This window comes from Rhodococcoides kroppenstedtii (assembly GCF_900111805.1).
In the GTDB taxonomy this organism is placed as follows: Bacteria; Actinomycetota; Actinomycetes; order Mycobacteriales; family Mycobacteriaceae; genus Rhodococcoides; species Rhodococcoides kroppenstedtii.
The window spans coordinates 210692-236317 of sequence record NZ_FOJN01000004.1; the positions used below are offsets into that span (position 1 = coordinate 210692).

Genomic DNA, 25626 nt, shown 5'->3' on the forward strand with positions numbered 1-25626 from the left:
GTGTCCGTGACCGGACGTCACGGCATCGACCGCACTGTAGCCGGACCCTCTGCCCGCGGGTGCGAACGTCAGGGATCGACGACGTCGACGACGTGGATTCGCACGTCGGTGGGCGACACCCGGACCCCCACCACCTCGGCCAGGGCGTCGACGACACGGGTCTCGATGGCCGCGACGAGCTCGTCCAGGTCCTGCAGGTAGGGAATGGCGATGTCGAGACTCGCCCCGATCAGTCGTCGGCCGTCGACGTCGAGTTCCACCGCGCGGACTCGACTGGGCAGGCCGCCCAGGGCGCGGAGGACGGCCAGCCGGACGACGTGATCGCCGATCCGCAGCGTGTCGCCCGCAGCCTCGGACGGGAAGGCGGCGTCGATCGGGGTGGTGCGGCGAGTGGTGCGCCGCAGTGTTGCGAGGATGGCCGCGCTGGCGGTCACCCAGGAGGGGGTCTCCTCGTCCCGTAGTTCTCGCGCCGCGCGGTCGAGGATCGGGTCCGCACCGGCGCCGTCGTCGAGTGTCACCGCCATGGGGCCATCCTTTCGCTCAGAGTTCGTCGAGCTCGGCTGACCTGTCCGCGGACCGCGGACGGGGACATCGACAGCGTCTCCCCGATCTCGACGTGGGTCATTCCCTCCACTTCACGGAGCAACCAGCACGATCGCTGAACTTCCGGCAGGTCCGACAGCGCGCGGCGGAGAGCGACCAGGAAGTCGGAACCGGTGGCGACCGAGGCCGGATCGTCGGCCGCGACGGCGTCGCCCACTGCGTCCTCGAACAACCAGTCCTCCGCGGGACGCGGCACGCGCCGCCGCGTCGCGTCGATGGCCTTGTGGTTGACGATGCCGAACAGCCAGGTCCGCAGCGCCGATTCCGACCGGTAGTGCTCCAGGCTCTTCCAGGCGGCGACGAACGCGTCCTGCACGATCTCCTCGGCCAGCCCGTCGTCACGCACCATGTTCCGGGCGAAGCGGTACATCGCCGGACCGTGGGTACGCACGAGACTCTCGAACGCCGCCCGGTCGCCGAGCACGGCCGCGTTCACGAGATCGGCGGAATCGTCCGTGCTCGCGGCGGCAGCGGAGTTCGTCGCCTGCATGCCCCCTATTCGGTTCCGCGGCGTCGGGGGACCAGTCCGAGGATTGAACACCACTTCTTGTGGCATACGTCACATGGGTGCACGCTTTTCCGATCGAGCCGCGACCCACGATTGACACCAACGACCTGAAAGGATGATTCGGAGATGACTGCATCGACCGGCTCGACCACCTCGAACACCTCGGCGGCGAACTCGACCCTGGACAAGTCCACGAACTCCTCGTCGAGCGAGGGGACCGGCGCGCTGGTCGCGTCCGACGGCCGCACCACCATTGCCGACGTCGTGGTCTCGAAGATCGCGGGCATCGCGACCCGTGAGGTCAACGGCGTTCACGCTGTCGGCGGCGGCGCCACCCGCGCCATCGGCGCGCTGCGCGAGCGCATCCCCGGCGCCCGCGTCAACCACTCGCAGGGCGTGTCCGTGGAGGTCGGCGAGCGCCAGGCCGCCGTGGACATCGACATCGTGGCCGACTACGGCGTCTCCATCGCGGACCTCGCCGCAGGCATCCGCCGCAACGTCATCGACGCCGTCGAGCGCATGACCGGCCTCGAGGTCACCGAGGTCAACATCACCGTTCACGACGTCTACCTGTTCGAAGAGGACAACGACGACGACGAGCCCGCTCCCGCGCGCGTCCGATGACCGGCGCAGCTCCGGCAGGTGACGACATCGCCGACCGCGTGGCTGCGGCCGTGATCGCGGTTCCCGGCGTGGCGTTCCTGCACGGCGGCGTGTTCGGCGAAATCGGGACCTACCTGCCGGGGCGTCGCGTCTCGGGCGTCGCCGTGCGGGACGACGCCACCGAGGTGCACATCGCCGTCACCACCGACTCGGTTGTGCGCGACACGGCCGACGCGGTGCGTAGAGCGGTGCGCGCCGTCGTCGACAAGCCGGTGAACGTGCTCGTCGAGGACGTCGTGCCGGCCGACTCGCCGGCCATCTCGGAGTCGAGCGAACCCGGCGGGGGTACTCCCGCCCCGTGACCGACGATCGACGACCGACGCACGACGAGCGCGCCTACCGGGACGCTCGTCGTGCGGCGGTTCGGGAGCACCACCCCGACGCGGGCGGCGACGCCGACGTCCTGATGCGAGCGCTCGCCGACATCGACCGACGATTCGGGGTCGAGGGCGAGCGGACTCGGCCGGCTCGCCCGGTCGACGTCGTCGTGGTCACCTCGACGTCCCGCCGGGTCCTCCGACTCGTCCGCAGGGCAGGCAAGGCGCTCCCACGCCGACGGACGTACGTCGACATCTCCCCCCCGCACCCGTGAGAAATCCCGTCCTGCCACTCTTCCCCTCCACGATCGGAGCACCATGACCTCCTCCACCATCGGACTGTTGGCCGGCTTGTTGCTGGCCGTCGCGGCTGCCGCCGGCGGGTTCACCGGTTTCCTGGTCGCGCTCGTGCTCGGGGCCATCGGCTTCGCCGTCGGCGCCTACCGGGACGGCAACTTCGATCCCGAATCCCTGCTGCGCGGCCGCGGCCGTGGCTGATCGGGACGACGCGCGGAGTACGGGGGCGGGCGTCGCCGACGCCGACCGGGCGCCCCTCGCCGAGCCCGGCGAGCGCGGGTCGCTCACCGTTCTCGACCGCGCGATCGAGCGCATCGCCGACGCGTCCCTCACCCGGACGTCCGGCATAGTTTCGGGCGGCGGCACCTTCGGGCGCCGCCCGTCGCGAGTGAAGGTGACCCAGGAGGGGCGCGTCGTGCGGGCAGCGGCCGACTGCACCGTGAGCTGGCCGCGTCCGGCCGTCGCCGTGGCCGACGACCTCCGACGCGACGTCGCACGCGGCATGACCGACTCCGGCCTGCGCGCCGAATCGGTCGACGTGCGCGTGAGCGACTTCGCTGCGCCCGGCGACCGTGACCTCGCTGCCGCCGCCGGGTCCACCGCCGACCTGCTGCCCGCTCCGCGACCGCTGGCCGCGCCCGCAGCGACGCCCTGGGCGTTGCTGTGGACCCTCGCGCTGCTGGCGGGAGCCGCGGTGCTGATCCGCGACGCTCTCGTGGTGTGGAACGTCGTGCCCGGCGAGCCCTGGACGACGAGTGCCCTGAACTACCTCGACGGACTCGGGCCGCAGTCCTGGATGGTGCCGGTCGGCATCGCTGCCGCCGTGCTCGGCGTCCTCATGATCCTGGCGTCGCTGAAGTGGCGCGGTCGCCGGTACCGCCCCAGCGGCATCGCCGACGACGTCTGGATCCATCGCCGCGACCGCGCGAAGCTGGCGGCATCGTCGACCGGGTCGTCGACCGGAACGACGTCCGCCGATACCGATGCCGATGCCCCGACCGTCGCGGGTACGTCGTCGGCCGAGACGAAGGGGGCGACGTCGTGAAGCGGAGTACCGCGTTCTTCGATCGGCTCGGCGTGCTGATTCTCGGGGCGGCTCTGGTCGCGCTCGGGGTGGGTGCGGCCCTGTGGCAGCGGGGATCGTTGCCGTTCACGCTCGACACTCTGGACGTCGGGGTGGTCGCCGACCGTCAGCAGGACGCGTGGTGGCCGTGGGCGCTGGGCGGCGCGGGTGTCGTCCTCGTGCTGATTCTGCTCTGGTCCCTGCTGCGCCGACTTCCCTCGTCCGCCGGACGCGACCTGACGCTGAGCGCGGACCCGTCGGTGCCGGGTTCGGTCACCGTCGATCTGCGCGCCGTCGCCAAGCAGGCCGCGGACGTCGCACGGGAACTCCCCGGGATTCGGTCGGCGCGGCCCCGCCTGCGGTGGGAGCGAGTCGACGGGGCGCGCATCCCGGTCATCTCGATCATCGCGCGGACCGAAGCGGACGCGTCGCCGGCCGCTGCCGCCACCGAACTCGCCACGGTGCGGCGGCACGTCGCCGCGGTGGTGGGCGACGGCGCCGTGGCCGTGCGAATTCTGCTCTCGACCTGATGCGAACCGGTCGGGCCGGCTCCCGTCAGATCAGGGTGATCGCCGCCGCGACTACGGCCACCACGCTGGGGCCGCCCTGGATCGCGGCGGGACGGAGAAGCGCGCGGTCGGTGGCGGCGAGCACCGAGGCCGCCCCGGCCATCGATCCGCACGCGAAGAGCACGAGTGCGGCGCCGACGTGCCCGTCCCCGAACGCGAGCACCAGCGCGCCCACGGCCGCGCCGACGGCGAGAAACAGGTTGTACCAGCCCTGATTGAAGGCCCAGCGGCGCACGATGCGGGCCTCGGCGTCGTCACGGACGCCGAACACACGCCGTCCGGCGGTCTCGAAGGTCACGGACTCGAGGACGAAGATGTAGGTGTGGATCGCGGCGGCGAGCAGCGCGGCGATCGCGGCGAGGGCGGTCATCTGCGCAGTATGCGCCCCGGCGGCCGCCGACACACCGGGTCCGACACGCCGAGCCGCACAATGGTCGAACAACGGCTCGCGGGAAATTTTGTGGAGACCGTACAAACGAAACGAACGGTATCCATGACATTCGTGTTTGTGGCAGGTCACGAATTGTTACGAGGGTCTGCGCAATGGCCCTGTGCGGCGTACGCTCTCGTCAACGACCGGGATTGTTGTATCGCTCACGTTCCCGTACTCGTTACACCCAGTTTGGACGGCGTCCACGCGGCGCCTCGTATCGGGGAGATGCGGATGTACGAGCTACTCGAGAACCGACGTCCTACGGTCAACCCTGGCCACACCGACCTGGTGCGCGCCGTCTTCTGCGACGAATTCGAGGCCGGCGTGGACCGCGCCGCGCTCGAGTCGATCGACCACGGCGACATCGACCGGTGGGTCACCGACCTGCGCTACACCGGGCTCCTGCTGCCCGACGAGGTGGCCGCCATCGAACGCCAGTGGCTCACCGATCCCGCGGGACTCGTGTCCGCGCTGGTCGGTGGACTCGACGAGGTGTCCGCTCGCCGGACGGCACACCAGGACGCGCGCGTCAGCTTCGTGCGTCGTCGCTCCGCCGCGGTCTGAGTCGACGCGGTCCGATTCGGCGCGGGCTCGGCCGTTGTCGGGCCCGACCCGACCTGCCGGGGTGCGGTCAGCGGTTCTTGGGTGGCCGGTTGGTGCGTTCGCGCCGCTCGATCTCCTTCTCCTTCACGCGAGTCGCCTCGCGCTGTACCTCCACCAGGTTCGCGCGCTCGCGGATCAACCACTCGGGTTCCTCCCCGACGAGTGCGTCGATCTGCTCCTGCGTCATCGCGTCCGACACCCCGTTGCGGGCCAGCGCGGTGTTGGTGACCCCGAGTTTGCGCGCGACCACGTCGCGCGGGAACGGGCCGGTCGCCCACAGTTCCCGCAGCCACTCCGGCGGATCGGCGCGGAGCGCGTCCAGGTCCGCCCGACTGATGCTGCCGGAGCGGAAATCCTCCGGCGCCGCCGGCAGGTAGATGCCGAGCTTGCCCGCTGCGGTCAGCGGCTTCATCGTCTGGGACGCGTCTCCGGTGCTCACGGCACCACCCTATCGGGGTGCCGGTCCCGAGCGACCCCTGCCTGTCGTCGCGGTGACCTACCCTGATCGGGTGAACGATGCGACCGTCCTGCGCTGGTTCCTCGCGGTCGCCGAGATCGGCGCCTTCGGTCGCGCGGCGCGTGCGCTCTCCATCTCCCGGCAGCGCCTGAGTGCGGCAATTCGAGACCTGGAAGCCGATGTCGGAGAGCGCGTGTTCGTCACCGACGACGCGGGAACCCGCCTCACCTCGGCCGGCGAGTCCCTCCTCACGCACGCCCGTGCCGTCGTCGCGGACGACGATCGACGACGCGCGGAGCCGGCCCGCGAGAGCCGACGCGCACTGCGTATCGGCTTCGTTCCCGGCGTCACCGTGACCAAGTGGACCCGCATCTGGGCGGAGCGATTCCCGGACACGGACCTGACCACCGAGGTGATCGAGCAGCCCGACCAACTGGCCGCCCTGCGCGACGGACGGGTCGACATGTGTTTCGTCCGCGAGCCCGCCGAGCGCGAGGGTCTCCACGTCGTCCCGCTGTACGCCGAGGTGGCGGTGGTCGTCGTGCAGAAGGACCATCCCGTCGCGGCGTACGACGAGATCGCGCTCGCCGAGCTCGACGGCGAGTCGCTGCAGGACGCGGGTGACGACGTCGCCGTGACGCTCGAGATGGTCGCGGCGGGTGTCGGTCCGGTGGTGATTCCGCATTCCCTCGCCCGCCTCCACAGCCGTCGCGATCTGGTGTTCCGGCCGGTCACGGACGCGCCGTCGACGCAGGTGTTCCTCGCCTGGCCCATCGACGACGACCAGGACGACACCGATCTGCGCCAGGAATTCCTCGGCATCGTGCGCGGCCGGTCCGCGCACTCCTCGCGCGCCGCCGCCGAGCGGACGGCGCCGCCACCGACCCGCAGCACTCGGGGACCGCACCGTGCCGACGGTGGGCGTACGACGCCCCGGGCGACCTCTCGTCGAAAGCGAGCACGATGACCGCGCCGAAGCCCGTGTTGCTCACGGTGGACGACGATCCGCCGGTGTCGCGGGCGGTGGCGCGCGATCTGCGTCGCAAGTACGGCGAGGGCTATCGCATCGTGCGGGCCGAATCGGGCGAATCGGCCCTCGACGCCCTCCGCGAGATCGCGCTCCGCGGTGACCAGGTGGCGGTGCTCCTCGCCGACCATCGGATGCCGGGATGAGCGGGCTCGAGTTCCTCGAGCAGGCCATGGACGTCTTCCCGCATGCGCGCCGCGTGCTGCTGACGGCGTACGCGGACACCGACGCCGCGATCGAGGCCATCAACGTCGTCGACCTCGACCACTACCTCCTCGAGCCGTAGGACCCACCCGAGGAGAAGCTGTACCCGGTGATCGACGCGCTGCTCGAGTCCTGGCGCGGCGCGGATCTGCGACCGGTCACCGAGACCAAGGTGATCGCCGGCCGGTGGGCGTCGCGGTCCAGCGAGATGCGAGAGTTCCTCGCGCGCAACCGACTTCCGCACCGGTGGTTCCTCGCGGACGAACCCGAGGGCGCTCGGCTGCTCGCCGCCGCGGGCCGCGACGACCGCACGCTGCCCGTGGTCGTCTGCGCCGACGGGTCGTTGCTCGTCGATCCCACCGACACCGAACTGGCCGAGTACTTCGGACTGGGGACGACTCCCGCCGAGGACTTCTACGACCTGGTCGTGGTCGGCGGCGGACCGGCCGGCCTCGGCGCCGCGGTCTATGGTGCGTCCGAGGGGCTGCGGACCGTCCTGGTCGAGCGCACCGCCAACGGCGGACAGGCCCGCCGCGAGGTGATGACCACGGGACCGGAACTCGCTGCGCCGCATCATCATCCGCGTGAGCAGACCGTGCCCGGGCCGGCCGAGCGGGTGCCGGCGGACTGGCGCGATCACGTGCACTGACCCCGTCCGCGGGTGCATACCGAATCGTTACGTCGAGCGTCCCTCGTGGCCGGGACGGGGCCGGTAGGGTTCGCCCTGCACGCCCGCCCCGGGGCGGATTCTCTCGCCGTTTCGCTCGCCGTTTTCAGGAGTTCTTCGTGACGCTGTTCGCTGCCTTCTCGTCCGCCCGTTCCTCCCGCGTCCGCCGCGCCGCCGCTGCCGTCGCCGCCACCTCGGCCGTCCTGTCCTTCGGTGCGGTGCTCGGCACCTCGACCGCCGTCGCGGCTCCCGTCACGTGCGTCTCGCCCCCGTCCGCCAACGACATTCGCGTCGACGGGACGGCGAGCTGCGGGGCCAAGGCCACCGCGCCGGGCGTCGCACGGTCGGACGCGAGCGACAGCGGCACCGCGGTCTCCGTCGCCAACGGCGGCGCGGCGAACGCGACGGCCACCGGCTTCGGTACGGCGCTCAGTGCGGTGTCCGGCGCCGGCACGTCCTACGCGTTCGCGCTCGGCGGCGGCATCAGCCGGTCCGCGGCCTCGAACGGTGGGACGGCCGTCGCCGTGGCGGGCTACGGCGGCGGCGCGAGCGCGTCGACCGAGACGGGTGTGAACTGCGCCGGCCTCAACTCCTTCGCGCTGGACCTCTCGACCGGGCGGGCCTGCATCGCCGGATTCTGACGGCGCCTCGAGGGCTTGCACTCGGCAGGGTCGAGTGCCAGAATCGGGCCTGGCACTCGTGTAGTGTGAGTGCCAGGTCGAAGAGGTGAGATCGGGAATTGTCGACACCCCTGGTCGTCCGTCGCGGGCACCGACTCGGCCGGAATTGGAATTGGAGCGGCCCCAACCGCGGTCGCTTCGCGTGTCACCCCCAATCCGGAGGATCACTTCGCAATGGCCAAGATCATCGCGTTCGACGAAGAGGCACGTCGTGGCCTCGAGCGTGGGCTGAACAGCCTCGCCGACGCAGTCAAGGTGACGTTGGGCCCCAAGGGTCGCAACGTCGTGCTCGAGAAGAAGTGGGGCGCCCCCACGATCACCAACGACGGCGTTTCCATCGCCAAGGAGATCGAGCTCGAGGACCCGTACGAGAAGATCGGCGCCGAGCTGGTCAAGGAAGTCGCCAAGAAGACCGACGACGTCGCCGGTGACGGAACCACCACCGCGACCGTCCTCGCTCAGGCACTCGTCCGCGAAGGCCTGCGCAACGTCGCGGCCGGCGCGAACCCGCTCGGCCTCAAGCGCGGCATCGAGTCCGCCGTCGCCGCCGTCACCGAGTCCCTGCTGAAGTCCGCCAAGGAGATCGACACCAAGGAGCAGATCGCTGCTACCGCCGGTATCTCCGCGGGCGACGCGTCCATCGGCGAGCTCATCGCCGAGGCCATGGACAAGGTCGGCAAGGAAGGCGTCATCACGGTCGAGGAGTCCAACACCTTCGGCCTGCAGCTCGAGCTCACCGAGGGCATGCGCTTCGACAAGGGCTACATCTCGGGCTACTTCGTCACCGACGCCGAGCGTCAGGAAGCCGTCCTCGAGGATCCCTACATCCTGCTGGTCAGCTCCAAGGTTTCCACGGTCAAGGACCTGCTGCCGCTGCTGGAGAAGGTCATCCAGTCCGGCAAGCCGCTGCTGATCGTCGCCGAGGACGTCGAGGGCGAGGCCCTGTCCACCCTCGTGGTCAACAAGATCCGCGGCACCTTCAAGTCCGTCGCCGTCAAGGCCCCGGGCTTCGGTGACCGCCGCAAGGCTCAGCTCGCCGACATCGCCATCCTCACCGGTGGAGAGGTCATCAGCGAAGAGGTCGGCCTGTCCCTCGAGGGCGCCGGACTCGAGCTGCTCGGCCAGGCTCGCAAGGTCGTCGTCACCAAGGACGAGACCACCATCGTCGAGGGTGCCGGCGACGCCGACGCCATCGCCGGTCGCGTCGCGCAGATCCGCTCGGAGATCGAGAACTCCGACTCGGACTACGACCGCGAGAAGCTGCAGGAGCGTCTGGCCAAGCTGGCCGGCGGCGTCGCCGTCATCAAGGCCGGTGCTGCCACCGAGGTCGAGCTCAAGGAGCGCAAGCACCGCATCGAGGATGCCGTGCGCAACGCCAAGGCCGCCGTCGAGGAGGGCATCGTCGCCGGTGGTGGCGTGGCTCTGCTGCAGTCGTCGCCGGCTCTGGACGGACTCACCCTCTCGGGTGACGAGGCCACCGGTGCCAACATCGTGCGCGTCGCCCTCGAGGCACCGCTGAAGCAGATCGCGTTCAACGCCGGCCTCGAGCCCGGCGTCGTCGCGGAGAAGGTCCGCAACCTCCCCACCGGCCACGGCCTCAACGCCGCGACCAACGAGTACGAGGACCTGCTCGCTGCCGGCATCAACGACCCGGTCAAGGTCACCCGCTCGGCCCTGCAGAACGCAGCGTCGATCGCGGCTCTGTTCCTCACCACCGAGGCCGTCGTCGCCGACAAGCCGGAGAAGGCCGGAGCGCCCGCGGGCGATCCGACCGGCGGCATGGGCGGCATGGACTTCTGAGTCCTGCTCCACTCGTTCGACGCCCGGTCCACCTTCGCGGTGGGCCGGGCGTCGGCGTGTGTGTGGTGAGTTCTCCGTCCGGGTGCGGTACACCCCGGGGGGGGGGTGCGAGTTCTGCCGCACGATCGTGCGTGAATCTGCGGATCCGCGGGCCCGGGCCCGATCGTGTGGGAAACTCGCGCCCGAGGTGGCATCAGCCACGCGCCAGCGACCGGCGCCGCCGCACGACGGCCATGACCTCGTCGGCGACCGCATCGGGGGTCGCCAACACGGTCGCGACCGAGTACCTCAGCACCAACCACCCGTCGAGCACGAGGGCGTTCTGACGTTTCCGGTCGCTGGTGAACACCGCTGCCGCAGTGTGGAATTCGCGTCCGTCCACTTCCACGATCACGCGGGCTCGTCGGCAGACGAGGTCTCCGTAGAACGGGCCGACGGCGGCGTTGATCTCCATTCGGAAGGACCGGGCCGAGAGGGTTCGCGCCAGTAGCCGCTCGGCTTCGGACAGCGTTCCCGGGCAGGCGCGTCGGAGTTCCTCACGCAGGACCCGCATTCCGGCCTTGCCGCGGGCCTCGTCGCACAGGGCGGCCAGCGTGCGCCACTGAATCTTCAGGCTGAGCGCCCGGTCGATGATCTTCTGAAAATCCCGTCGGCTACGAGTGGTCGCCAGATCGAGGATCGCGTGCTCCGGAGACACGAGGGGAATGTCACCGAGCAGTCGAACGTCGGTCAGGAGGCGTCGGTGAATGCGGACCCACGGCGGTCCACCCGCCGTCCCGGACGGGGGAACGGTGGCGTGGACCAGGTCGGGTTCGTCGTCCACCAGGCCCCACCACCAGGCGGCGGTGTCGTGGCTGAGGACGGCGTCCGGCTTCCAGAGGACGACTGCTTCACAGCGTCCGCGATAATCGGGAGGCTCGGTGGAGTACACCCCGGGGAGCAGGCGGTGCAACGTCCCCCTGGCCACCCGCCGGTGGACGGTGGATTGATGCAGCCCTCCGGCGACGAGTTGAGCTCTGGTGACGACCCCCATGACCGAAGTGTGCTGCAGCGCTCGGGGCGCGAGGCCGCTCGTGTCGGAGCCCGGGGATGGTGCGACCACTGTCCCCGGGGCGCAGCAGAGGGGGTTGCGTGCCGCGGACTACACGCGAGTTCTGCCACACGATCGGGGCGCGGTCCGCGAATCCGCGGAACCGGTGACGATTCTGCGGGAGAACTCGCGCGGTCAGCGGCCGGGAACGTAGTGCCGGGGGCTGTCCCGCCGGTCCGGCAGGGGGAGGTTGCGGTCCGGGGTCTCGGGCAGGGGCGCGTCGGCGGGGAGCCGCCCGGCGGCGCGGTCGACGCCGGCTCGGGCGCGGGGGTGCAGGCGACGGCGGGTGGGGACGAGGCGGAAGGCCAACTTGACGGCACGGCAGACGCGGCGGAACCAGCGCTCGTCGGCCTCGGACCAGCTGTAGCCCAACAATTCTCGGACCGAGGGGTCGTAGAGCCCGACGGTCAGACGCACGGCGGACCGCGCGACGGCCGGCCGCAGCAGGGCCCACACGCGGGCCGGCAGCCAGGGCAGGAACGGTGGGCGCGGGAGCTCGGAGAGGTCCAGCACCACGCGGGCCGCGGGCGTGTTCTCGAGCACCTCGCGGCACATGTAGTCCCAGTAGCGTTGGAAGTCCGCGCGGGTGGCGGGGACGGGGCGCATGCTCATGCCGTACAGGGCGTACCACTGCCGGTGTTCGGTGAAGAGCTGTTCGTGCTGCGCCTCGGTGAGTCCGCCCATGAAGTACTCCGCGGTCCGCAGTGTGCCGACGTAGAAGGTCGCGTGCGCCCAGTAGAAGGTGTCGGGGTCGAGCGCGTGGTAGCGGCGTCCGTGGGCGTCGAACCCGCTGATGTCGTTGTGGTAGCGACGTATTCGCGCCGCGGTGTCGACCGCGCGGGCACCGTCGAAGACCACCCCGCCGATCGGATAGAGCGAGCGCATGATCCGCTCCCACCGCTCGAGTTCGAAGGTGGAGTGTTCGGTGACCGCGGCGCCGAGGCCGGGGTGCATGTTCTGCATCGACCCGGCCCAGGGCCCCTGCAGCATGCCGCGCCAATCGCCGAAGTACCGCCACGTGAGCGAGTCCGGCCCGAGCGGCTGACTACACATGTTGTCACCGTAGAGTCGGTGCGCACGGCCGTCAACGGTGAGGACGAGAGTGGACCTGGAGGCGAGACGCGCGCGCCGACGCGAGGCGTTGCTGGCCGCGGGCGTGGAGCTGCTCGGGGCGGCCGAGGGGCCGTCGGTGAGTGTGCGTGCCGTCTGTTCGCGCGCGGGCCTCACCGAGCGGTACTTCTACGAGAACTTCACCGACCGCGATGCCTTCGTGCGGGAGGTCTACGCCCTGGTGGCCGACCGGGCGCAGCAAGCGCTGGTCGCCGCGGTCGGGCGGGCGCGTCGACCGTCGGAGCGGGCGCGCCGGGCCGTGCACGCCTTCACCGACCTGGTGCTGGACCGGCCCGAGTACGGCCGCGTGCTGCTGTCCGCCCCGTTCGGCGACGGTGCGCTCGGCCGCATCGGCACGCGCACCGTGCCGCACTTCGTGGCTCTCGTGGAGGCGCAGCTGCCGAGGGAGACGGACGCCGCGACCAGAACGCTGACGGCCACCGCCGTGGTGGGCGCGCTGACCTCGCTCTTCACCGCGTTCCTGGACGGTGACCTGCCCGTCGACCGCGCCCGCTTCACCGAGCACTGCGTCGCCGTGGTTGCCGCCGCGGGCCGCGGGGAATGGTGACGAGCATGGTGGCTGCGGGCGTCCTCGACATCGCGTTCGACCGGTACGGCGATCCGTCGGGCCGGCCGGTGGTCCTGCTCCACGGCTTTCCCTACGACACCCGCTCGTACGACGACGTGGCCCGCCTCCTCGCCGAGTCCGGTCACGACGTCGTGGTCCCGTACCTGCGCGGCTTCGGCGCCACCCGGTTCCTGGACGACGCCACCCCGCGCTCCGGGGAGCAGGCGGCGCTGGCGCACGACCTGCGAGAGCTGATCGCCTCCCTGGGTCTGGACCGCCCGATCGTGGCGGGCTACGACTGGGGCGGCCGGGCCGCGTGCGCGGTGGCCGCGCTGTGGCCCGACGAGGTGTCGGGCCTGGTCAGCGCGTCCGGCTATCTGATCCAGGCGGGCGCACTCGCGACGCCGGCACCGCCGCACCTGGAGAAGCGGTACTGGTATCAGTACTACCTCCATTCGGAGCGGGGTCGGGCAGGATTGACCGCCTACCGTGCCGAGATCGCCCAGACGTTGTGGACGGACTGGTCGCCGACGTGGCGGTTCGGCGACTCCGAATTCGCCGCCACGGCATCGTCGTTCGACAATCCGGACTTCGTGGACGTCGTCGTGCACAGCTATCGGCACCGGCACGGGATGGCCGAGGGGGACCCGGCGTACGCGGCGACGCAGGAGCGCCTGGCGGCGGGTCCGTCGATCGACGTCCCTACGGTGGTGCTCGATCCCACGGAGGACACCGTCGTCGCGCTCTACGGGACTCTCGATCACGCCCGGCACTTCACGCACCTCGTCGACGTGCGCGAACTGGACTGCGGTCACAACCCGCCGCAGGAACTGCCCGGCCGGTTCGCGGACGCGATTCGTGCTCTCGACGAGTCGCTGACCTAGGCTCGGGCGATGGCGGCGTCTCCGGCGATCGAGTTCGAGGTGGGCGGCCGCACGGTGCGGGTGTCCAATCCCGATCGTGTCTATTTCCCGGCCAGCGGGGCCACCAAGCGCGACCTCGTGGAGTACTACCTGTCGGTGGGCGACGGCATCGTCACCGCGCTGCGCGAGCGTCCCTGCATGCTGCACCGATTTCCCGACGGCCTCGCGGGCGAGAAGGTGCACCAGAAGCGGTTGCCCCGCGGTGCCCCGGACTGGATGGAGACGGTGCGGGTGACGTTCCCGCGGTACAACCGCACCGCGGACGAGCTCTGCGTGACCGAGTTGGCGCACGTGATCTGGGCGGTGCAGATGTCCACCGTCGAGTTCCATCCGTGGAACAGCCGTCGGGCGGACGTGGAGAGCCCCGACGAGTGGCGGATCGACCTCGATCCCATGCCCGAGTGCTCGTTCGACCGGGTGCGGCGGGTGGCGGGGGTGGTCCACGAGGTGCTGGACGAGCTCGGCGCCGTGGGCTGGCCGAAGACTTCCGGTGGTCACGGGCTGCATGTCTACGTGCGGATTCGGCCGGACTGGGGATTCGGCGACGTGCGTCGGGCCGCATTGGCATTCGCCCGCGAGGTGGAACGACGTGCTCCCGACGACGTGACGACGACGTGGTGGCGCAAGGACCGGGACCCGTCGAAGGTCTTCCTGGACTTCAATCAGAACGCCCGCGATCACACCATCGCGTGTGCGTACTCGGTGCGCGGCACCGAGCGGGCGACGGTGTCGACGCCGGTGCGGTGGGACGAGATTCCCGAGGTCTCACCCGACGACTTCACGATGCACACGGTGCCCGCGCGGTTCGCCGAGCTGGGCGACCTGCACGCGGGGATCGACGACGCGGTGTACGACCTCCGGCCCTTGGTCGAGTGGGCGGAGCGGGACGAGCGGGCGGGACTGCACACCCCCGAGGAGTGAGATCGGCACGTCGCGAACCGGGCGTACTCACGCGTCCTCGGCGCGATCGTCGTGACCCCTCACCAGCGCGTTCGGTCTGTTTTCGTCATCCGTTCGGACGGTTCTTCGACCCGTAACCAGGCGCATAACCTGTTTATGTGGCAGAATGCGTACGAATCGTACAAATGCAGTCATGCGATTCGTTACGGCGTCGGGGGATGCGAACGGGTCCGGGTCACGACGCCGGGCGGGCACGTGTCGTGAGAAGCCACCGACTGCCGTCCCGAAGGAATGCCGAAAGTGCTGTGTCGCCTCTGCGGGTCGCGTGACCTCGAGAGCGTCCTCGACCTGGGTGCCACCCCGCCGTGCGAATCGTTCCTCACGGCGGACCGCCTCGACGATCCCGAGCCCACCTACCCCCTCCACGTCCGCGTCTGCCGCGACTGTCTGCTGGTGCAGATCCCGGCCCTGGTCAGCCCGGACGACACCTTCACCGAGTACGCGTACTTCTCGTCCTTCTCGTCGAGTTGGGTCGAGCACGCTCGCCGTTTCGTCGACGAGGCGGCCGAGCGGATGGCCCTCGGGGTGCGCGACGACGCCTTCGTGGTGGAGGTGGCCAGCAACGACGGCTACCTGCTCCGGAACGTCGTCGAGCGTGGAATCCGGTGTCTGGGAATCGAACCCAGCGTCAACGTCGGTGCCGCGGCACGCGACGCGGGGGTCCCCACCGAGACGTCGTTCCTGAACCCGGAGACCGCCGCCCGAGTGCGGGCGGACCACGGGCCCGCGTCGATGGTGGTGGCCAACAACGTCTACGCCCACATTCCCGACGTCCGCGGTTTCACCGAGGGGCTGCGCACGCTGGTGGCGGACGACGGGCTCGTCTCCATCGAGGTGCACCACGCACTGAAGCTCGTGGCCGAGGCGCAGTTCGACACCGTCTACCACGAGCACTTCCAGTACTGGACGGTGCTCACGGCCATGCGCGCCCTGGAGAAGGGCGACCTGACGGTGATCGACGTCGAGTCGCTGCCGACGCACGGTGGATCGATCCGCCTGTGGGCGACACCGTCCGCGAACGCCGGCCCGCCCAGTGAGCGCACCCTGGAGATCCTGGCGGAGGAGCGACGGGCCGGTCTGCACGCGGTGGAGGGTTACCGCGGCCTTGAGTCCGCCGCCCGCGATGCGCGCGCCGCCGTACTGGGGTTCCTGCTGGAGTGCCGTCGTCGGGGCGAGCGCGTGGTCGGCTACGGCGCACCGGGCAAGGGCAACACGCTCCTCAACTACTGCGGCGTCCGCCCCGACCTGCTCGAGTACACCGTCGACCGGAACCCGTACAAGCACGGCCGCTTCACCCCGGGCACCCGCATCCCGATCCACCATCCGGATCGGATCGCGGCCGACCGCCCCGACGTGGTGCTGGTGCTGCCGTGGAACCTCGAGCGCGAGCTCACCGACCAACTGCGATACGTCGGCGAGTGGGGCGGCCGGGTGGTCTTCCCGCTGCCGACCCTGCACACCGCCGATCTCTCCCGCGTCACCCTGCCCACCGACGAGCCCGTGGAGGCACTGTCATGAAGGTCGTTCTGTTCTGCGGCGGATACGGCATGCGGATGCGCAACGGGGACGGGGACACCATCCCCAAGCCCCTGCAGATGGTCGGTCCGCGACCCCTGCTCTGGCACATCATGAAGTACTACGCGCACTACGGGCACACGGAGTTCGTCCTGTGCCTGGGCTACGGCGCCGCGGCCATCAAGCAGTTCTTCCTCGACTACCACGAGGAGGAGTCCAACGACTTCGTGCTGCGCGACGGCAAGGTGGAGCTGCTGGCCACCGACATGAGCGACTGGTCGATCACGTTCGTCGACACGGGTGTCGAGTCGCCGATCGGCGAGCGTCTGCGCCGGGTGCGCGAGCACCTCGGGGACGACGAGTACTTCCTGGCCAACTACTCGGACGTGCTGACCGACGCCCCGCTCGACACGATGATCGAGAAGTACCACGCGTCGGGTGCGGTGGCGTCGATGTTGGTGGTGCCGCCGCAGTCGAGTTTCCACTGCGTGGACGTGTCGGAGGCCGGCGAGATCAAGGAGATCGTGCCGGTCAGCCGATTCCCGATCTGGGAGAACGGCGGGTATTTCGTCCTCAGCCAGGCCGTGTTCGACCACATCCCACCGGGCGGCGATCTGGTGGGCGACGCGTGCATGGCGCTCGCCGGCCGGGGGGAGCTGTTCGGCTACCGCCACGACGGCTTCTGGAAGCCCGCCGACACGTTCAAGGAGCGCGCGGAACTCGACCTCGACTACGGACGCGGCATCCGCCCGTGGGCCGTGTGGGAGCGATCCGCACGGGCGTCCGCCGACGTCGCATGATCACGCTCTCACCGGGGCCGATTCGATCGGTGGCCGTGGTGGGCGCCCATCCCGACGACATCGCGATCGGCGCGGGCGGCACCCTGTTGACGCTCTGCGCGTCGTCGGTCACCGAGGTCCACGCCCTGGTGCTCACCGGTGGCGGAACCGACCGTGAGGACGAGGAACGGGCCGCGTTGGCGGACTTCTGTTCCGGCGCCACGGTGCACCTCACGGTGCTCGGCGTGCCGGACGGGCGGTCACCGCAGCACTGGAACACAGTGAAGGAGGGCCTCGAGGCGTTCCGACGCACGTGCGAGCCGGACCTGGTGCTCGCCCCCCAGCGTGCGGACGCGCACCAGGATCACCGCCTGCTCGCGGAACTGGTGCCCACCACGTTCCGGAATCACCTGGTGTTGGGCTACGAGATCGTCAAGTGGGAATCGGACCTGCCGAGCACTCCGGTCCTGATTCCGTTGCAGGACAGCGTGGCTCGGCGCAAGGTCGAGCTGCTGGCGGCGCACTACCGCTCGCAGCACGGCCACGACTGGTACGACGACGAGACCTTCCTCGCGGTGGCGCGGCTCCGGGGCGTGCAGTGCCGTAGCCGGTACGCGGAGGGATTCGTCGTGGAGAAGATGCTGCTGACCGTCGGCGGCGCAGGACATTTCGAGGTGGAGCGGTAATGCACGTACTCGTCACCGGACATCAGGGGTATCTCGGCACGGTCATGGTGCCGCTGCTCATCGAACGCGGTCACACCGTGGTCGGTCTCGACACGGGCTGGTTCGCCGACTGTGTCCTCGGCCCGGCGCCGGCGGAACCCGACGTGCTGCGGCTCGATCTGCGGGACGTGACCGTCGACCACCTTGGGGGATTCGACGCCGTCGTCCATCTCGCGGCGTTGTCCAACGACCCCCTCGGCACGCTGGCTCCGGACATCACGCACGACATCAATCACCATGCGTCCGTGCGGCTCGCGCGCGCGGCCAAGGACGCCGGGGTGGAGCGATTCCTGTACGCGTCGACCTGCTCGGTGTACGGCGCCGCCGGCGCGGACGCCGTCACCGAGGACGCCCCGCTGCGTCCGCTCACGCCGTACGCGGTGAGCAAGGTGCGCGTCGAGGACGACGTCGCCGCGCTGGCCGACGAGGGTTTCACTCCGGTGTTCCTGCGCAACGCCACGGCGTTCGGCTTCTCGCCTCGGCTGCGGGCGGACATCGTGGTCAACGACCTCACGGCGTCGGCCGTGCTCACCGGCCGGGTGGTGGTGAAGTCCGACGGCACCCCGTGGCGTCCACTGGTGCACGCGCGCGACATCGCGGCCGCGTTCGCTGCGGCTCTCGAGGCGCCTGCAGCGCGGGTGCGGGGTCGGGCGCTGAACATCGGGACCGAGGCCAACAACGTCACCGTCGCGCAGATCGCGGAGACGGTCGCCGAGGTGACGGGAGCGGAGGTGGTGATCACCGGCGAGTACGGAGCGGACCCGCGCTCGTACCGGGTGGACTTCTCCGCGGCGCGTCGGATCCTGCCGGAGTTCGTGGCCCACTGGGGCATTCGCGACGGCGCGGTGGAGTTGGCCGAGTCGTACCGGCGCCACGGTCTCACGGCGGACGCTCTGTCGAACCGCTTCACGCGTCTGGCGCGCATCACCGAACTCCAGCGCGTCGGCGAACTCGACGCGACCTTGCATCGCACCGCCGCGGCGACATTGCATCGCACCGCGATGGCGGCGCGCCATGGCTGACCCGAGGCCGCACCGGTCAGCGCGCGAGCAGATCCGCCCACGAGCCGGCCGCCGCATCGCGGGCGCTGAGCGACTCGGGTGCGGCGCGCCAATCGATCGCGAGCTCCGGATCGTCCCAGCGCACCCCGACGTCCTCGGTGGGATCGTGCGGCCGGTCGATGCGGTAGCAGACGTCCGCGGTGTCGCTCAGCGTGAGGAACCCGTGCAGAAAACCCGGTGGCACCAGCAGGTGCGCGAACTCGACGTCGTCGAGCACGACGGTGTGGGACCGGCCGCGGCCGGGGGAGTCGGGCCGCGCGTCGACCACGACGTCCTGCACGGCGCCGTGAGCGCACCGCACCAGCTTGGTCTCGCCGCGGCCGCCGCGACCGTGCAGTCCCCGGAGAACGCCGCCGGCGGAACGGGATTGGGAATCCTGGCGGAAGTCCGCCGCCCGGACGGACAGGCCGGTGTGTTCCGCGACGGCGGCGTCGAAGATCGCCGTGTCGAAGGTCCGCGTGAAGAAGCCGCGATCGTCGCGGTGGGGAGTGGGCAGGAAGACCAGGACGTCCGGCAGGGGCGTGGTGACGACGCGCATGTCTCCAGTCTGACCCGGGTCGACCGAACGGTCGCGTCGTGACCGCGTTCTGCCGAGTCTGCGGCGCGGCGGACCCCACGACGGTGCTCGATCTCGGGACGGTGCCGGCCGCCGATCACTTCCCGCCCGCGGTGACCGACCCCGTGACGGATCCGCGGCACGTCCTGCAGCTCGCTCTGTGCACCGCGTGCGGTCTGGCCCAGCTGCCCGGCGACGACACGACGGCGGACGAGCCCCGGGGGGTCGAGCCGGACGCGGTGCGTATTGCCGGCGAGCGAGCCGTCGAGGAGATCGCGGCGCGCGGCTGGCTCACCGAGACGACAGTCGTGCGGGAATACGGCAGCCCGCACGGTGGATCCTGGCTGCCGGGCCTGCGAGCCCGCGGCGTGCGCGACGCGCTCCCGGCCTCCGCGGACGACGCGAAGGCGACCCTGATCGTCGACGGTCTCGGCCTCATGCACGAGGCGGATCAGGCTGCGGCTCTCCGGGAACGGTCGGCTCGGCTCGCGCCCGGCGGGGTGTTGGTGCTGCAGATCCATTCGCTCGGCACCATCCTGCGACAGCGTCAGTGGACGTCGGTGCGGCACGGCCACTTCGCCTACTGGTCGCTCACCGCCCTGCAGCGGGCGCTCTACGCCGCGGGGCTCGTGCCGACCGGCTGCTGGGAGTCCGAGCTGTACGGCGGCACGCTGCTGGTCACGGCTCGACCGATCGACGCCGACGTGCGCGCCGTGGGCGCCGATCTCGCGTGCGCTCGCCGCGTGCTGGCCGACGAGCAGCTGCTCGGCGTGACCGATCCGGCCGCGCTGGCCGGGCTGGGCGACGCCCTGATCGACGAGGTGTCGGCGCTGCGTCGGGCGGTCGACGACGCCGCGTCCGCCGGGGTGTCGGTCGCCGCCTACGGCGCGGCGTCCCGCGCGGTGGCCCTGTTCGCGCTGGCGGGTGTCGACTCGTCCACGATTCGGGCGACGGTCGACGCCTCTCCCGCGAAGTGGGGTCGGCGCATGCCGGGGACGACCGTGCCGATCGTCGGTCCCGACTGGTTGGCGACGACCCGGCCGGACCGCGTCGTCGTCACCGTTCCGGATCTGCTCGCCGAGGTCTCCGCCGCGCATCCGGACGTGGCGTTCGTCGACCTCGCCCTCCTCACGGAAGGACGACGCGCATGACCGCACCGCTGTCGGTCTGTATCCCCGCCTATCAGGCGGGTCGAACGCTGGGCACCACTCTGCGTTCGGTTCTCGCCGAGGACGTCGACATGGAAGTGCTGGTGCTCGACAACGCCAGCACCGACGACACCGGTGAGATCGCCCGCTCGTTCGACGATCCGCGGGTGCGCGTGGAGCGCAACCGTCGGCTGTTGTCGATCGGGGACAACTGGAACGCCGTGGTCCGGCGATCGACCGGGCGACTGGTCAAGGTGGTCTGCGCGGACGACGTGCTGCGTCCCGGCGCGCTCGCCGGGCAGCAGGCCGTGCTGGACGACCCGGCGGTGTCGGTGGTGTCCTCGCGGTTCGAGGTGATCGACGAGGACGGCGCGGTCAAGGAGACCGGGCTGGGGCTGCCCGGCCTGCTCGGCCGCCGGCCCGGCAAGGACCTGGCCGGGGTGATCGTGCGGCGTGGGCCGGCGGAGTTCGGACCCACCGCGGCCACGATGTTCCGGCGGGACCTCTACGACCGCGTGGGCGGATTCCGCGGTGATCTGGTCTTCCCGATGGACGTCGATCTGTTCGCACGCATGGGCGCGTTCGGTGACTTCCACGGCGTCGACACGGTGGACGCCGCCTGGCGGGACTCGACGTTCAATCTGTGCAGCCGCACGTCGAGCTACAGCAAGCTCAGCGAGTCGATGCGCATGCATCATCGTCTGGCGCGGGAGATGCCGGACTACGTGCGGCCGAGCGACGTGGTGGCCGGGGATCGACGCATCCTCGGTGCCGTGCTCACGCGGGTGCAGGTGCGCGCGGGAGCGGTGATCCGCGGACTGCGGCGGCGCTGACGGTGCGACTGCTTCGCGACGTCCTGCTCGTCGGCTTCGGCACGTACGGGCAGTTCCTCGTCACTCTGATCACCCTGCCGCTGACGGCCCGACTGCTCGGCGCCGAAGGGGTCGGGCTGGTCGCGGTGGGTATGTCGGCCTACTTCCTGGGGTCGGTCCTGGTCGATCTCGGTGCCACGCAGTACTTCTCGGCTCGGGTGCACGATGCGGACCTCCCGCGTGTGCGCGGTGCCTACGCCGTGGTCCGCGCCGCGATCTTCGGGGCGCTGGTGGTCGCGCTCGCCGTCGGGTGGTCCGCCGGCCTGCACGGCGCTCCGCGCATGCTGCTGGTGGGGGCGGTGGCGGGCGGCATCTGGTCGTTGTCGGAGGACTGGCTGCTGATCGGCCACGGACGTTTCGGTGCCTCGACGGCCTATCAGGCCGCCGGTCGGGTCACCTATCTGGTGATCCTGCTGCTCGCCCTGCCGCGGTTCCCGACGCCGGAGGTCGCGCTCGCCTGTCTCGGTGCGTCGTCGTCGGTCACCGTCGCGGCGACCTGGATCGACGCCGAGCGCCGCATCGGGCGACTGCAACCGACTGTCGCCGTCGGGTCGGTCCTGCGCACGGCCGCACCGGTTCTCGCGTCCCGGCTGCTGCTCACCGGGTACGGGCAGGGCGGGGCCGCCGCCTACTCGGCGGTGCTGAACGCGGCGTCGCTGGGCGTGTTCTCGGCCGCGGACCGCCTGGTGCGCGCCGGGCAGTCGGTGCTCGACCCCATCGGATTCGCCCTGCTGCCCCGCATGGTGCGGCGCAGCGGCGACGCCGACTTCGACCGCCGCGTCCACCGCGGCGCGGTGGGCTGCGTCGCGGTGGCCGTCGTCGCGGCCGCGGCGATCACCGTGGCGGCGCCCCTGGCCGTGCGCGTCGTCTACGGTTCCGGGTTCGAGCAGGCCGTGGACCTCCTGCGCATCATGGCGTGGATCCTGCCGGCCACGACGCTGACCTCGTACGTGACCACGGCTGTGCTGCCCGCGCGGCGGCGGACGTCGACGGTGTTCACGGGCGCCGTCGTCGGCGTCGCCACGGCGGGCATTGCCCTGGCGATCACCGCCGTCACCGGATCCGTCCTGACGATGGTTCTGGGGGTGCTGGTGTCCGAGTGGGCGGTCGCCACCTGGTTCGTCGTCACGGCACTGCGGTCGCCCCGGCCCCCCTCCACCCCGGCGGTCGCCCCGACCCACCCGAATTCACCCGGCGCCCCGCCCGTCCCGACGACCCGCGAGGTGTCCCGATGACTCTCCCCCGTTCCACGGAACTGCAGGACCGACTGCACCGCCTCGTACCCGGCGGCGCCCACACCTACGCCCGCGGCTCGGACCAGTACCCGGAAGGACTGGCTCCGGTGCTGACCCGCGGCGCGGGTGCCCGCGTGTGGGACGCGGACGAGCGGTGCTACGTCGAGTACGGCATGGGTCTGCGCTCGGTGACCCTCGGCCACGGGCACCCCGGGGTGGTGGCCGCGGTGACCGAGGCCGTCGCGGCGGGGACCAACTTCTCCCGCCCCACGGCCCTGGAAGTGGCTGCGGCGGAGGACTTCCTACGAACGGTTCCCACGGCCGAGATGGTGAAGTTCGCGAAGAACGGCTCGGACACCACCACCGCGGCGGTGCGCTTGGCCCGCGCGGCGACCGGCCGCACCGACATCGCCGTGTGCCGGCAGCCGTTCTTCTCGGTGGACGACTGGTTCATCGGTACCACCGAGATGAACGCCGGCATCCCGGCGAGCGTGGTGCACCGATTTCCGTACAACGACGTGGACACGCTCGAGCGGCTGCTCACCGAGCACGACGTCGCGTGCGTGGTGATGGAAGCGGCCGGCGCGTTGGCCGAGCCGGAGCCGGGGTACCTGGAATCCGTTCGTGCCCTGTGTGATCGGCACGGTGCGGTGCTGGTGTTCGACGAGATGATCACCGGATTCCGGTGGTCGGCGGCGGGTGCGCAGTCCGTGTACGGCGTGACCCCGGATCTCTCCTGCTGGGGCAAGGCGATGGGCAACGGTGTCCCGATCTCGGCACTCGCCGGTCGACGCGACCTCATGCAGCTCGGCGGGCTGGACACCGATGCCGATCGCGTGTTCCTCCTGTCCACCACGCACGGGCCGGAAACGTTGGGGCTGGCCGCCTTCCGCGCCGTCGTCCGCGCCTACGAGACCGAGGCTCCGGTGGCGGCGATGGAGCGGGCCGGCGCTCGGCTGGCCGACGCCGTGACGGACGTGTGCACCGAGGCGGGCATCGGCGACCACGTCCGGGTTCAGGGCCGACCGAGCTGCCTCGTCTTCACCACCGCCGACGCCGACGGTGTTCCGTCCCAGGCCTTCCGAACGTTGTTCCTGCAGGAGCTGATCCTCCGCGGCGTGCTCGGGCAGTCGTTCGTGGTGTCCGCGGCGCACACCGACGAGGACGTCGACCACACCGTGGACGCCGTCCGCGGCGCCGCCGCGGTGTATCGCCGCGCGCTCGAGGCCGGGTCGGTCGACGGACTGCTGCGCGGACGCCCGGTGGCGCCCGCGATCCGGCGCACGGCGGCACCGCGCCGCCTGATCGCCCGCTAGGTCCGTCCGATCCCGACCACCGCCGCACGGCCCGCGCGCACCGCGCCGTCGAGGTAGCCCGGCCAGCGGTCCGCCAGATCGGTTCCGGCCCAGCGAATACGCTCGGTGGTGAGGTCGGCGGCCCGGAACCGCCCGCCCGACGGGGGCAGCGCGGTGGGAGCACCGCGCAGCCACGGTTCGGCCGACCAGGTGATGTCCGCCATCTCGCGCGGTCGGGCGGCGTCGTCGCCGTAGAGGCGGACGAGTTCGCGGAGCACGATGTCCCGCCGGTTCGGTCGGGCGAAGAGGTCCGCCGCGGCGCGCCCGCCGCTGAAGGCGACCAGAACCCCGACGTCGGACCGGTCCGGGTGGCCGTCCACCACCATCTGCAGCGGTCCCGATGTCAGCAGGGCGGTCCCGGTGAGTCCCGCGTCGCGCCACCACGGCCGGTCGTAGACGGCCACCGTCTTGGCGTACTCGCCCATCCGGCTGTGGGTGAGGCGCAGTCGAATTGCCTCCGGGAGTGGAGGATCGAACTCGACGGCCGGAACTTCGGGCAGCGGGAGCGCGAGCACCACGTGCGACCCGGGCACCGTCCGTCCGTCCGCGTGGACGGTGACCCCGTCCGCGTCGTGCTCGATGCGGCGGACGGGAGCGCCCGTGACGACGTCACCGCGAATGTCTGCGGCCACCGCGTCGATCAGGGCACTGGTCCCGTCGACGAAGAAGCGTTCCTGCGCGCCGTCCCGTACCGACGCGATGGACCGCAGTCCGTCCGCGGCGGCGAGGTAGTCCAGGACTGCTCGTGCGGGGACCTGATCCGGGTCCGCCCCGAAGATCAGGCGGAAGAACGTCAGGGCGACGCCCTGCGTGACGGGGGTGCGGAACCACCGTTCGGTGAGGGGCAGCGCGGTCTCGAGCGGGCTGGGCCGGTCCCGCCGCACCGCGAGGGCGAGGCGGGCCACCCCGACGCCCACCGCCGCGAGGTCGCGCGGCGGCAGCAGCGGCAGCTCGAGCGCGTGCCGCCGCACCCGGTCCGCGGTGGCGAAGATCTGCCGGGACCGGCGGTTCGGCAGCGGCTCGGCGGCTGTCGCGATGCCGAGCTCCGCGGCGAGGGTGAGCACCGCGTCCTGCGACCCGCCCACCCAGTGGGCGCCGAGATCGACGTGCGCGCCACCGATCGTCCGGCCGAGAACTTTGCCGCCCGTACGGTCCGCTGCCTCCAACACCGTCACGGCGATTCCGCGCCTGCTCAGCTCTCGGGCCGCCGTCAGTCCCGACAGTCCGGCCCCCACCACCACGACGTGCGTCCCCATGGGCGGACCCTACCGCAGCGACGCCGTGCGCCGATGTCGGGAAACCCCGAACGTGCGTGCATGTCATTGTGGTGCAGCACTTTTCCTTCGTAGCGTCGCTGCTGCCGGGCGCACGATCGCGCCGGCGTCAGGCAGACGACGACAGGAGGAACCATGCAGGCACGACGACGATCGACCCTCGGCGGTGGTCTCACCGTCGCCGCGATCGCGTTCGGTGTGTGGAGTACGGTCGCCGCGGGCACCGCGTCCGCCGAAACGGTGACACCGCCAGCGATCGCGCAGGCACCATCGGCCGAGTACACCGTCCCCGAGTACACCGCGGCCGGGTGCATTCTGAGCAACGACGACGGGGGCTGCGTCGGATCGGGCGTGTATTCGCAGATCACCAGCGGCGGATCGAAGGGCGCCGCTGCGGGCGCGGTGGGTGGGTGCGTCACCGGGGCCGCGGCGGGTGGAGTGGGCTGCGGCCCGGGTGCCCTCACCGGTGCGACGGGTGGTCTGGTGGCCGGAGCAGTGGGCGGCGTGTTGGGAGGATTGTTCTGATGGAAACGGTACTGACCGTGGTGATTCCGTTCGTGGTGG

30 protein-coding genes and 1 pseudogene are annotated in these 25626 nt (G+C 71.0%); 23 read left to right on the forward strand and 8 right to left on the reverse strand.

Going from position 1 to position 25626, the window contains the following annotated elements; genetic code table 11:
* Window positions 1–68 precede the first annotated feature (68 nt).
* Together BMZ18_RS06645 and BMZ18_RS06650 are read right to left on the reverse strand one after the other, a co-directional pair.
* Window positions 69–524, reverse strand: a complete 456-nt coding sequence (locus tag BMZ18_RS06645) for a hypothetical protein (protein WP_068361527.1) — start codon at window positions 522–524, stop codon at window positions 69–71.
* Window positions 515–1093: an RNA polymerase sigma factor gene (locus BMZ18_RS06650; RefSeq protein ID WP_068361521.1), complete on the reverse strand. Its 579-nt coding sequence runs from the start codon at window positions 1091–1093 to the stop codon at window positions 515–517. The genes BMZ18_RS06645 and BMZ18_RS06650 overlap by 10 nt, the downstream gene beginning before the upstream one ends.
* Window positions 1094–1237: 144 nt before the next feature.
* On the opposite strand from BMZ18_RS06650, the gene BMZ18_RS06655 reads away from it, so the two are divergent.
* Genes BMZ18_RS06655 through BMZ18_RS06680 form a run of 6 tightly spaced genes read left to right on the forward strand, consistent with a single transcriptional unit; the run spans window position 1238 to window position 3981 of the window.
* Window positions 1238–1735, forward strand: a complete 498-nt coding sequence (locus BMZ18_RS06655) for an Asp23/Gls24 family envelope stress response protein (protein ID WP_082894931.1) — start codon at window positions 1238–1240, stop codon at window positions 1733–1735.
* Window positions 1732–2076: a hypothetical protein gene (locus BMZ18_RS06660; protein ID WP_068361518.1), complete on the forward strand. Its 345-nt coding sequence runs from the start codon at window positions 1732–1734 to the stop codon at window positions 2074–2076. The genes BMZ18_RS06655 and BMZ18_RS06660 overlap by 4 nt, the downstream gene beginning before the upstream one ends.
* Entirely contained in the window at window positions 2073–2366 is a 294-nt protein-coding gene (locus tag BMZ18_RS06665) for a hypothetical protein (RefSeq protein WP_068361514.1), read from the forward strand. The genes BMZ18_RS06660 and BMZ18_RS06665 overlap by 4 nt, the downstream gene beginning before the upstream one ends.
* Window positions 2367–2409: 43 nt before the next feature.
* Window positions 2410–2589 (forward strand): DUF2273 domain-containing protein, encoded by a 180-nt coding sequence (locus BMZ18_RS06670; RefSeq protein WP_068099361.1) that lies wholly within the window; start codon window positions 2410–2412, stop codon window positions 2587–2589.
* Window positions 2582–3433: an Asp23/Gls24 family envelope stress response protein gene (locus BMZ18_RS06675; protein WP_068361511.1), complete on the forward strand. Its 852-nt coding sequence runs from the start codon at window positions 2582–2584 to the stop codon at window positions 3431–3433. Before BMZ18_RS06670 ends, BMZ18_RS06675 begins: the two co-directional genes overlap by 8 nt.
* Window positions 3430–3981: a hypothetical protein gene (locus BMZ18_RS06680; protein ID WP_068361508.1), complete on the forward strand. Its 552-nt coding sequence runs from the start codon at window positions 3430–3432 to the stop codon at window positions 3979–3981. Before BMZ18_RS06675 ends, BMZ18_RS06680 begins: the two co-directional genes overlap by 4 nt.
* Before the next feature lie 25 nt (window positions 3982–4006).
* Here BMZ18_RS06680 and BMZ18_RS06685 read toward each other — a convergent pair whose 3' ends face one another.
* Entirely contained in the window at window positions 4007–4390 is a 384-nt protein-coding gene (locus tag BMZ18_RS06685) for a DUF1304 domain-containing protein (RefSeq protein WP_068361505.1), read from the reverse strand.
* A gap of 294 nt (window positions 4391–4684) precedes the next feature.
* On the opposite strand from BMZ18_RS06685, the gene BMZ18_RS06690 reads away from it, so the two are divergent.
* Complete coding sequence (locus BMZ18_RS06690; protein ID WP_068361503.1) at window positions 4685–5017, forward strand: hypothetical protein; 333 nt, start codon at window positions 4685–4687, stop codon at window positions 5015–5017.
* A gap of 67 nt (window positions 5018–5084) precedes the next feature.
* Here BMZ18_RS06690 and BMZ18_RS06695 read toward each other — a convergent pair whose 3' ends face one another.
* Entirely contained in the window at window positions 5085–5495 is a 411-nt protein-coding gene (locus tag BMZ18_RS06695; RefSeq protein ID WP_371828486.1) for a DUF5997 family protein, read from the reverse strand.
* Window positions 5496–5565: 70 nt separating this feature from the next.
* Between BMZ18_RS06695 and BMZ18_RS06700 the strand changes: the two genes are divergently transcribed.
* From BMZ18_RS06700 to groL, 4 genes and pseudogenes are all read left to right on the forward strand, one after another.
* The gene (locus BMZ18_RS06700) at window positions 5566–6480 is read left to right on the forward strand and encodes a LysR substrate-binding domain-containing protein (protein WP_244516442.1); all 915 of its coding nucleotides are present in this window, start codon (window positions 5566–5568) and stop codon (window positions 6478–6480) included.
* A pseudogene (locus tag BMZ18_RS19880) lies at window positions 6477–7273 on the forward strand (response regulator); the annotation flags it as partial. The gene BMZ18_RS06700 and the pseudogene BMZ18_RS19880, both read left to right, overlap by 4 nt.
* Window positions 7274–7530: 257 nt before the next feature.
* On the forward strand, window positions 7531–8052 hold the full coding sequence (locus BMZ18_RS06710) for a DUF6764 family protein (protein ID WP_068361501.1): 522 nt from the start codon (window positions 7531–7533) through the stop codon (window positions 8050–8052).
* Between the two features lie 213 nt (window positions 8053–8265).
* Entirely contained in the window at window positions 8266–9891 is a 1626-nt protein-coding gene (gene groL / locus BMZ18_RS06715) for a chaperonin GroEL (RefSeq protein ID WP_068099370.1), read from the forward strand.
* 193 nt (window positions 9892–10084) lie between these two features.
* Here the strand turns inward: groL and BMZ18_RS06720 are convergent, their stop codons facing one another.
* Window positions 10085–10924 carry a DUF559 domain-containing protein gene (locus tag BMZ18_RS06720; protein WP_068361499.1) on the reverse strand — a complete coding sequence of 280 codons (840 nt, stop codon included), beginning with the start codon at window positions 10922–10924 and terminating at the stop codon, window positions 10085–10087.
* Window positions 10925–11116: 192 nt separating this feature from the next.
* Window positions 11117–12034 (reverse strand): oxygenase MpaB family protein, encoded by a 918-nt coding sequence (locus tag BMZ18_RS06725; protein ID WP_068361496.1) that lies wholly within the window; start codon window positions 12032–12034, stop codon window positions 11117–11119.
* Window positions 12035–12083: 49 nt separating this feature from the next.
* On the opposite strand from BMZ18_RS06725, the gene BMZ18_RS06730 reads away from it, so the two are divergent.
* The 7 genes from BMZ18_RS06730 (at window position 12084) to BMZ18_RS06760 (ending at window position 18583) form a co-directional block, all read left to right on the forward strand.
* Window positions 12084–12659, forward strand: a complete 576-nt coding sequence (locus BMZ18_RS06730; protein WP_068361493.1) for a TetR/AcrR family transcriptional regulator — start codon at window positions 12084–12086, stop codon at window positions 12657–12659.
* Between the two features lie 5 nt (window positions 12660–12664).
* A complete protein-coding gene (locus BMZ18_RS06735) occupies window positions 12665–13543 on the forward strand; it encodes an alpha/beta fold hydrolase (protein WP_211267471.1) in 879 nt (292 codons plus the stop codon).
* 9 nt (window positions 13544–13552) lie between these two features.
* On the forward strand, window positions 13553–14503 hold the full coding sequence (gene ligD / locus BMZ18_RS06740) for a non-homologous end-joining DNA ligase (protein WP_074922043.1): 951 nt from the start codon (window positions 13553–13555) through the stop codon (window positions 14501–14503).
* Between the two features lie 279 nt (window positions 14504–14782).
* Window positions 14783–16060 carry a class I SAM-dependent methyltransferase gene (locus BMZ18_RS06745; RefSeq protein ID WP_211267470.1) on the forward strand — a complete coding sequence of 426 codons (1278 nt, stop codon included), beginning with the start codon at window positions 14783–14785 and terminating at the stop codon, window positions 16058–16060.
* Window positions 16057–16857, forward strand: a complete 801-nt coding sequence (locus BMZ18_RS06750) for a glycosyltransferase family protein (RefSeq protein WP_068099376.1) — start codon at window positions 16057–16059, stop codon at window positions 16855–16857. Before BMZ18_RS06745 ends, BMZ18_RS06750 begins: the two co-directional genes overlap by 4 nt.
* Window positions 16854–17522 carry a PIG-L deacetylase family protein gene (locus tag BMZ18_RS06755; protein WP_068104806.1) on the forward strand — a complete coding sequence of 223 codons (669 nt, stop codon included), beginning with the start codon at window positions 16854–16856 and terminating at the stop codon, window positions 17520–17522. The genes BMZ18_RS06750 and BMZ18_RS06755 overlap by 4 nt, the downstream gene beginning before the upstream one ends.
* On the forward strand, window positions 17522–18583 hold the full coding sequence (locus BMZ18_RS06760) for an NAD-dependent epimerase/dehydratase family protein (protein WP_068361486.1): 1062 nt from the start codon (window positions 17522–17524) through the stop codon (window positions 18581–18583). The genes BMZ18_RS06755 and BMZ18_RS06760 overlap by 1 nt, the downstream gene beginning before the upstream one ends.
* Before the next feature lie 16 nt (window positions 18584–18599).
* On the opposite strand, the gene BMZ18_RS06765 is transcribed toward BMZ18_RS06760, so the two are convergent.
* Window positions 18600–19160 (reverse strand): dTDP-4-dehydrorhamnose 3,5-epimerase family protein, encoded by a 561-nt coding sequence (locus BMZ18_RS06765; protein ID WP_068361483.1) that lies wholly within the window; start codon window positions 19158–19160, stop codon window positions 18600–18602.
* Window positions 19161–19198: 38 nt separating this feature from the next.
* Between BMZ18_RS06765 and BMZ18_RS06770 the strand changes: the two genes are divergently transcribed.
* Genes BMZ18_RS06770 through BMZ18_RS06785 form a run of 4 tightly spaced genes read left to right on the forward strand, consistent with a single transcriptional unit; the run spans window position 19199 to window position 23749 of the window.
* Window positions 19199–20329 (forward strand): class I SAM-dependent methyltransferase, encoded by a 1131-nt coding sequence (locus BMZ18_RS06770; RefSeq protein WP_068361480.1) that lies wholly within the window; start codon window positions 19199–19201, stop codon window positions 20327–20329.
* Window positions 20326–21159, forward strand: a complete 834-nt coding sequence (locus tag BMZ18_RS06775) for a glycosyltransferase family 2 protein (protein ID WP_068099380.1) — start codon at window positions 20326–20328, stop codon at window positions 21157–21159. The genes BMZ18_RS06770 and BMZ18_RS06775 overlap by 4 nt, the downstream gene beginning before the upstream one ends.
* A gap of 2 nt (window positions 21160–21161) precedes the next feature.
* Complete coding sequence (locus BMZ18_RS06780) at window positions 21162–22433, forward strand: lipopolysaccharide biosynthesis protein (protein ID WP_074922044.1); 1272 nt, start codon at window positions 21162–21164, stop codon at window positions 22431–22433.
* On the forward strand, window positions 22430–23749 hold the full coding sequence (locus BMZ18_RS06785; protein ID WP_068362639.1) for a glutamate-1-semialdehyde 2,1-aminomutase: 1320 nt from the start codon (window positions 22430–22432) through the stop codon (window positions 23747–23749). Before BMZ18_RS06780 ends, BMZ18_RS06785 begins: the two co-directional genes overlap by 4 nt.
* On the opposite strand, the gene BMZ18_RS06790 is transcribed toward BMZ18_RS06785, so the two are convergent.
* Window positions 23746–25044, reverse strand: a complete 1299-nt coding sequence (locus tag BMZ18_RS06790; protein ID WP_068362636.1) for a flavin monoamine oxidase family protein — start codon at window positions 25042–25044, stop codon at window positions 23746–23748. The genes BMZ18_RS06785 and BMZ18_RS06790 overlap by 4 nt on opposite strands.
* Before the next feature lie 153 nt (window positions 25045–25197).
* On the opposite strand from BMZ18_RS06790, the gene BMZ18_RS06795 reads away from it, so the two are divergent.
* Window positions 25198–25587 (forward strand): hypothetical protein, encoded by a 390-nt coding sequence (locus BMZ18_RS06795; protein WP_068099384.1) that lies wholly within the window; start codon window positions 25198–25200, stop codon window positions 25585–25587.
* Window positions 25588–25626: the final 39 nt, after the last annotated feature.

Bases quoted from the DNA above. Each gene is read 5' to 3' on its own strand.
- BMZ18_RS06645 (WP_068361527.1), bottom strand. From the start codon at position 524: ATGGCGGTGACACTCGACGACGGCGCCGGTGCGGACCCGATCCTCGAC.
- BMZ18_RS06650 (WP_068361521.1), bottom strand. From the start codon at position 1,093: ATGCAGGCGACGAACTCCGCTGCCGCCGCGAGCACGGACGATTCCGCC.
- BMZ18_RS06655 (WP_082894931.1), top strand. From the start codon at position 1,238: ATGACTGCATCGACCGGCTCGACCACCTCGAACACCTCGGCGGCGAAC.
- BMZ18_RS06660 (WP_068361518.1), top strand. From the start codon at position 1,732: ATGACCGGCGCAGCTCCGGCAGGTGACGACATCGCCGACCGCGTGGCT.
- BMZ18_RS06670 (WP_068099361.1), top strand. From the start codon at position 2,410: ATGACCTCCTCCACCATCGGACTGTTGGCCGGCTTGTTGCTGGCCGTC.
- BMZ18_RS06685 (WP_068361505.1), bottom strand. From the start codon at position 4,390: ATGACCGCCCTCGCCGCGATCGCCGCGCTGCTCGCCGCCGCGATCCAC.
- BMZ18_RS06690 (WP_068361503.1), top strand. From the start codon at position 4,685: ATGTACGAGCTACTCGAGAACCGACGTCCTACGGTCAACCCTGGCCAC.
- groL (WP_068099370.1), top strand. From the start codon at position 8,266: ATGGCCAAGATCATCGCGTTCGACGAAGAGGCACGTCGTGGCCTCGAG.
- BMZ18_RS06720 (WP_068361499.1), bottom strand. From the start codon at position 10,924: ATGGGGGTCGTCACCAGAGCTCAACTCGTCGCCGGAGGGCTGCATCAA.
- BMZ18_RS06725 (WP_068361496.1), bottom strand. From the start codon at position 12,034: ATGTGTAGTCAGCCGCTCGGGCCGGACTCGCTCACGTGGCGGTACTTC.
- BMZ18_RS06735 (WP_211267471.1), top strand. From the start codon at position 12,665: ATGGTGGCTGCGGGCGTCCTCGACATCGCGTTCGACCGGTACGGCGAT.
- ligD (WP_074922043.1), top strand. From the start codon at position 13,553: ATGGCGGCGTCTCCGGCGATCGAGTTCGAGGTGGGCGGCCGCACGGTG.
- BMZ18_RS06750 (WP_068099376.1), top strand. From the start codon at position 16,057: ATGAAGGTCGTTCTGTTCTGCGGCGGATACGGCATGCGGATGCGCAAC.
- BMZ18_RS06755 (WP_068104806.1), top strand. From the start codon at position 16,854: ATGATCACGCTCTCACCGGGGCCGATTCGATCGGTGGCCGTGGTGGGC.
- BMZ18_RS06760 (WP_068361486.1), top strand. From the start codon at position 17,522: ATGCACGTACTCGTCACCGGACATCAGGGGTATCTCGGCACGGTCATG.
- BMZ18_RS06765 (WP_068361483.1), bottom strand. From the start codon at position 19,160: ATGCGCGTCGTCACCACGCCCCTGCCGGACGTCCTGGTCTTCCTGCCC.
- BMZ18_RS06775 (WP_068099380.1), top strand. From the start codon at position 20,326: ATGACCGCACCGCTGTCGGTCTGTATCCCCGCCTATCAGGCGGGTCGA.
- BMZ18_RS06785 (WP_068362639.1), top strand. From the start codon at position 22,430: ATGACTCTCCCCCGTTCCACGGAACTGCAGGACCGACTGCACCGCCTC.
- BMZ18_RS06790 (WP_068362636.1), bottom strand. From the start codon at position 25,044: ATGGGGACGCACGTCGTGGTGGTGGGGGCCGGACTGTCGGGACTGACG.
- BMZ18_RS06795 (WP_068099384.1), top strand. From the start codon at position 25,198: ATGCAGGCACGACGACGATCGACCCTCGGCGGTGGTCTCACCGTCGCC.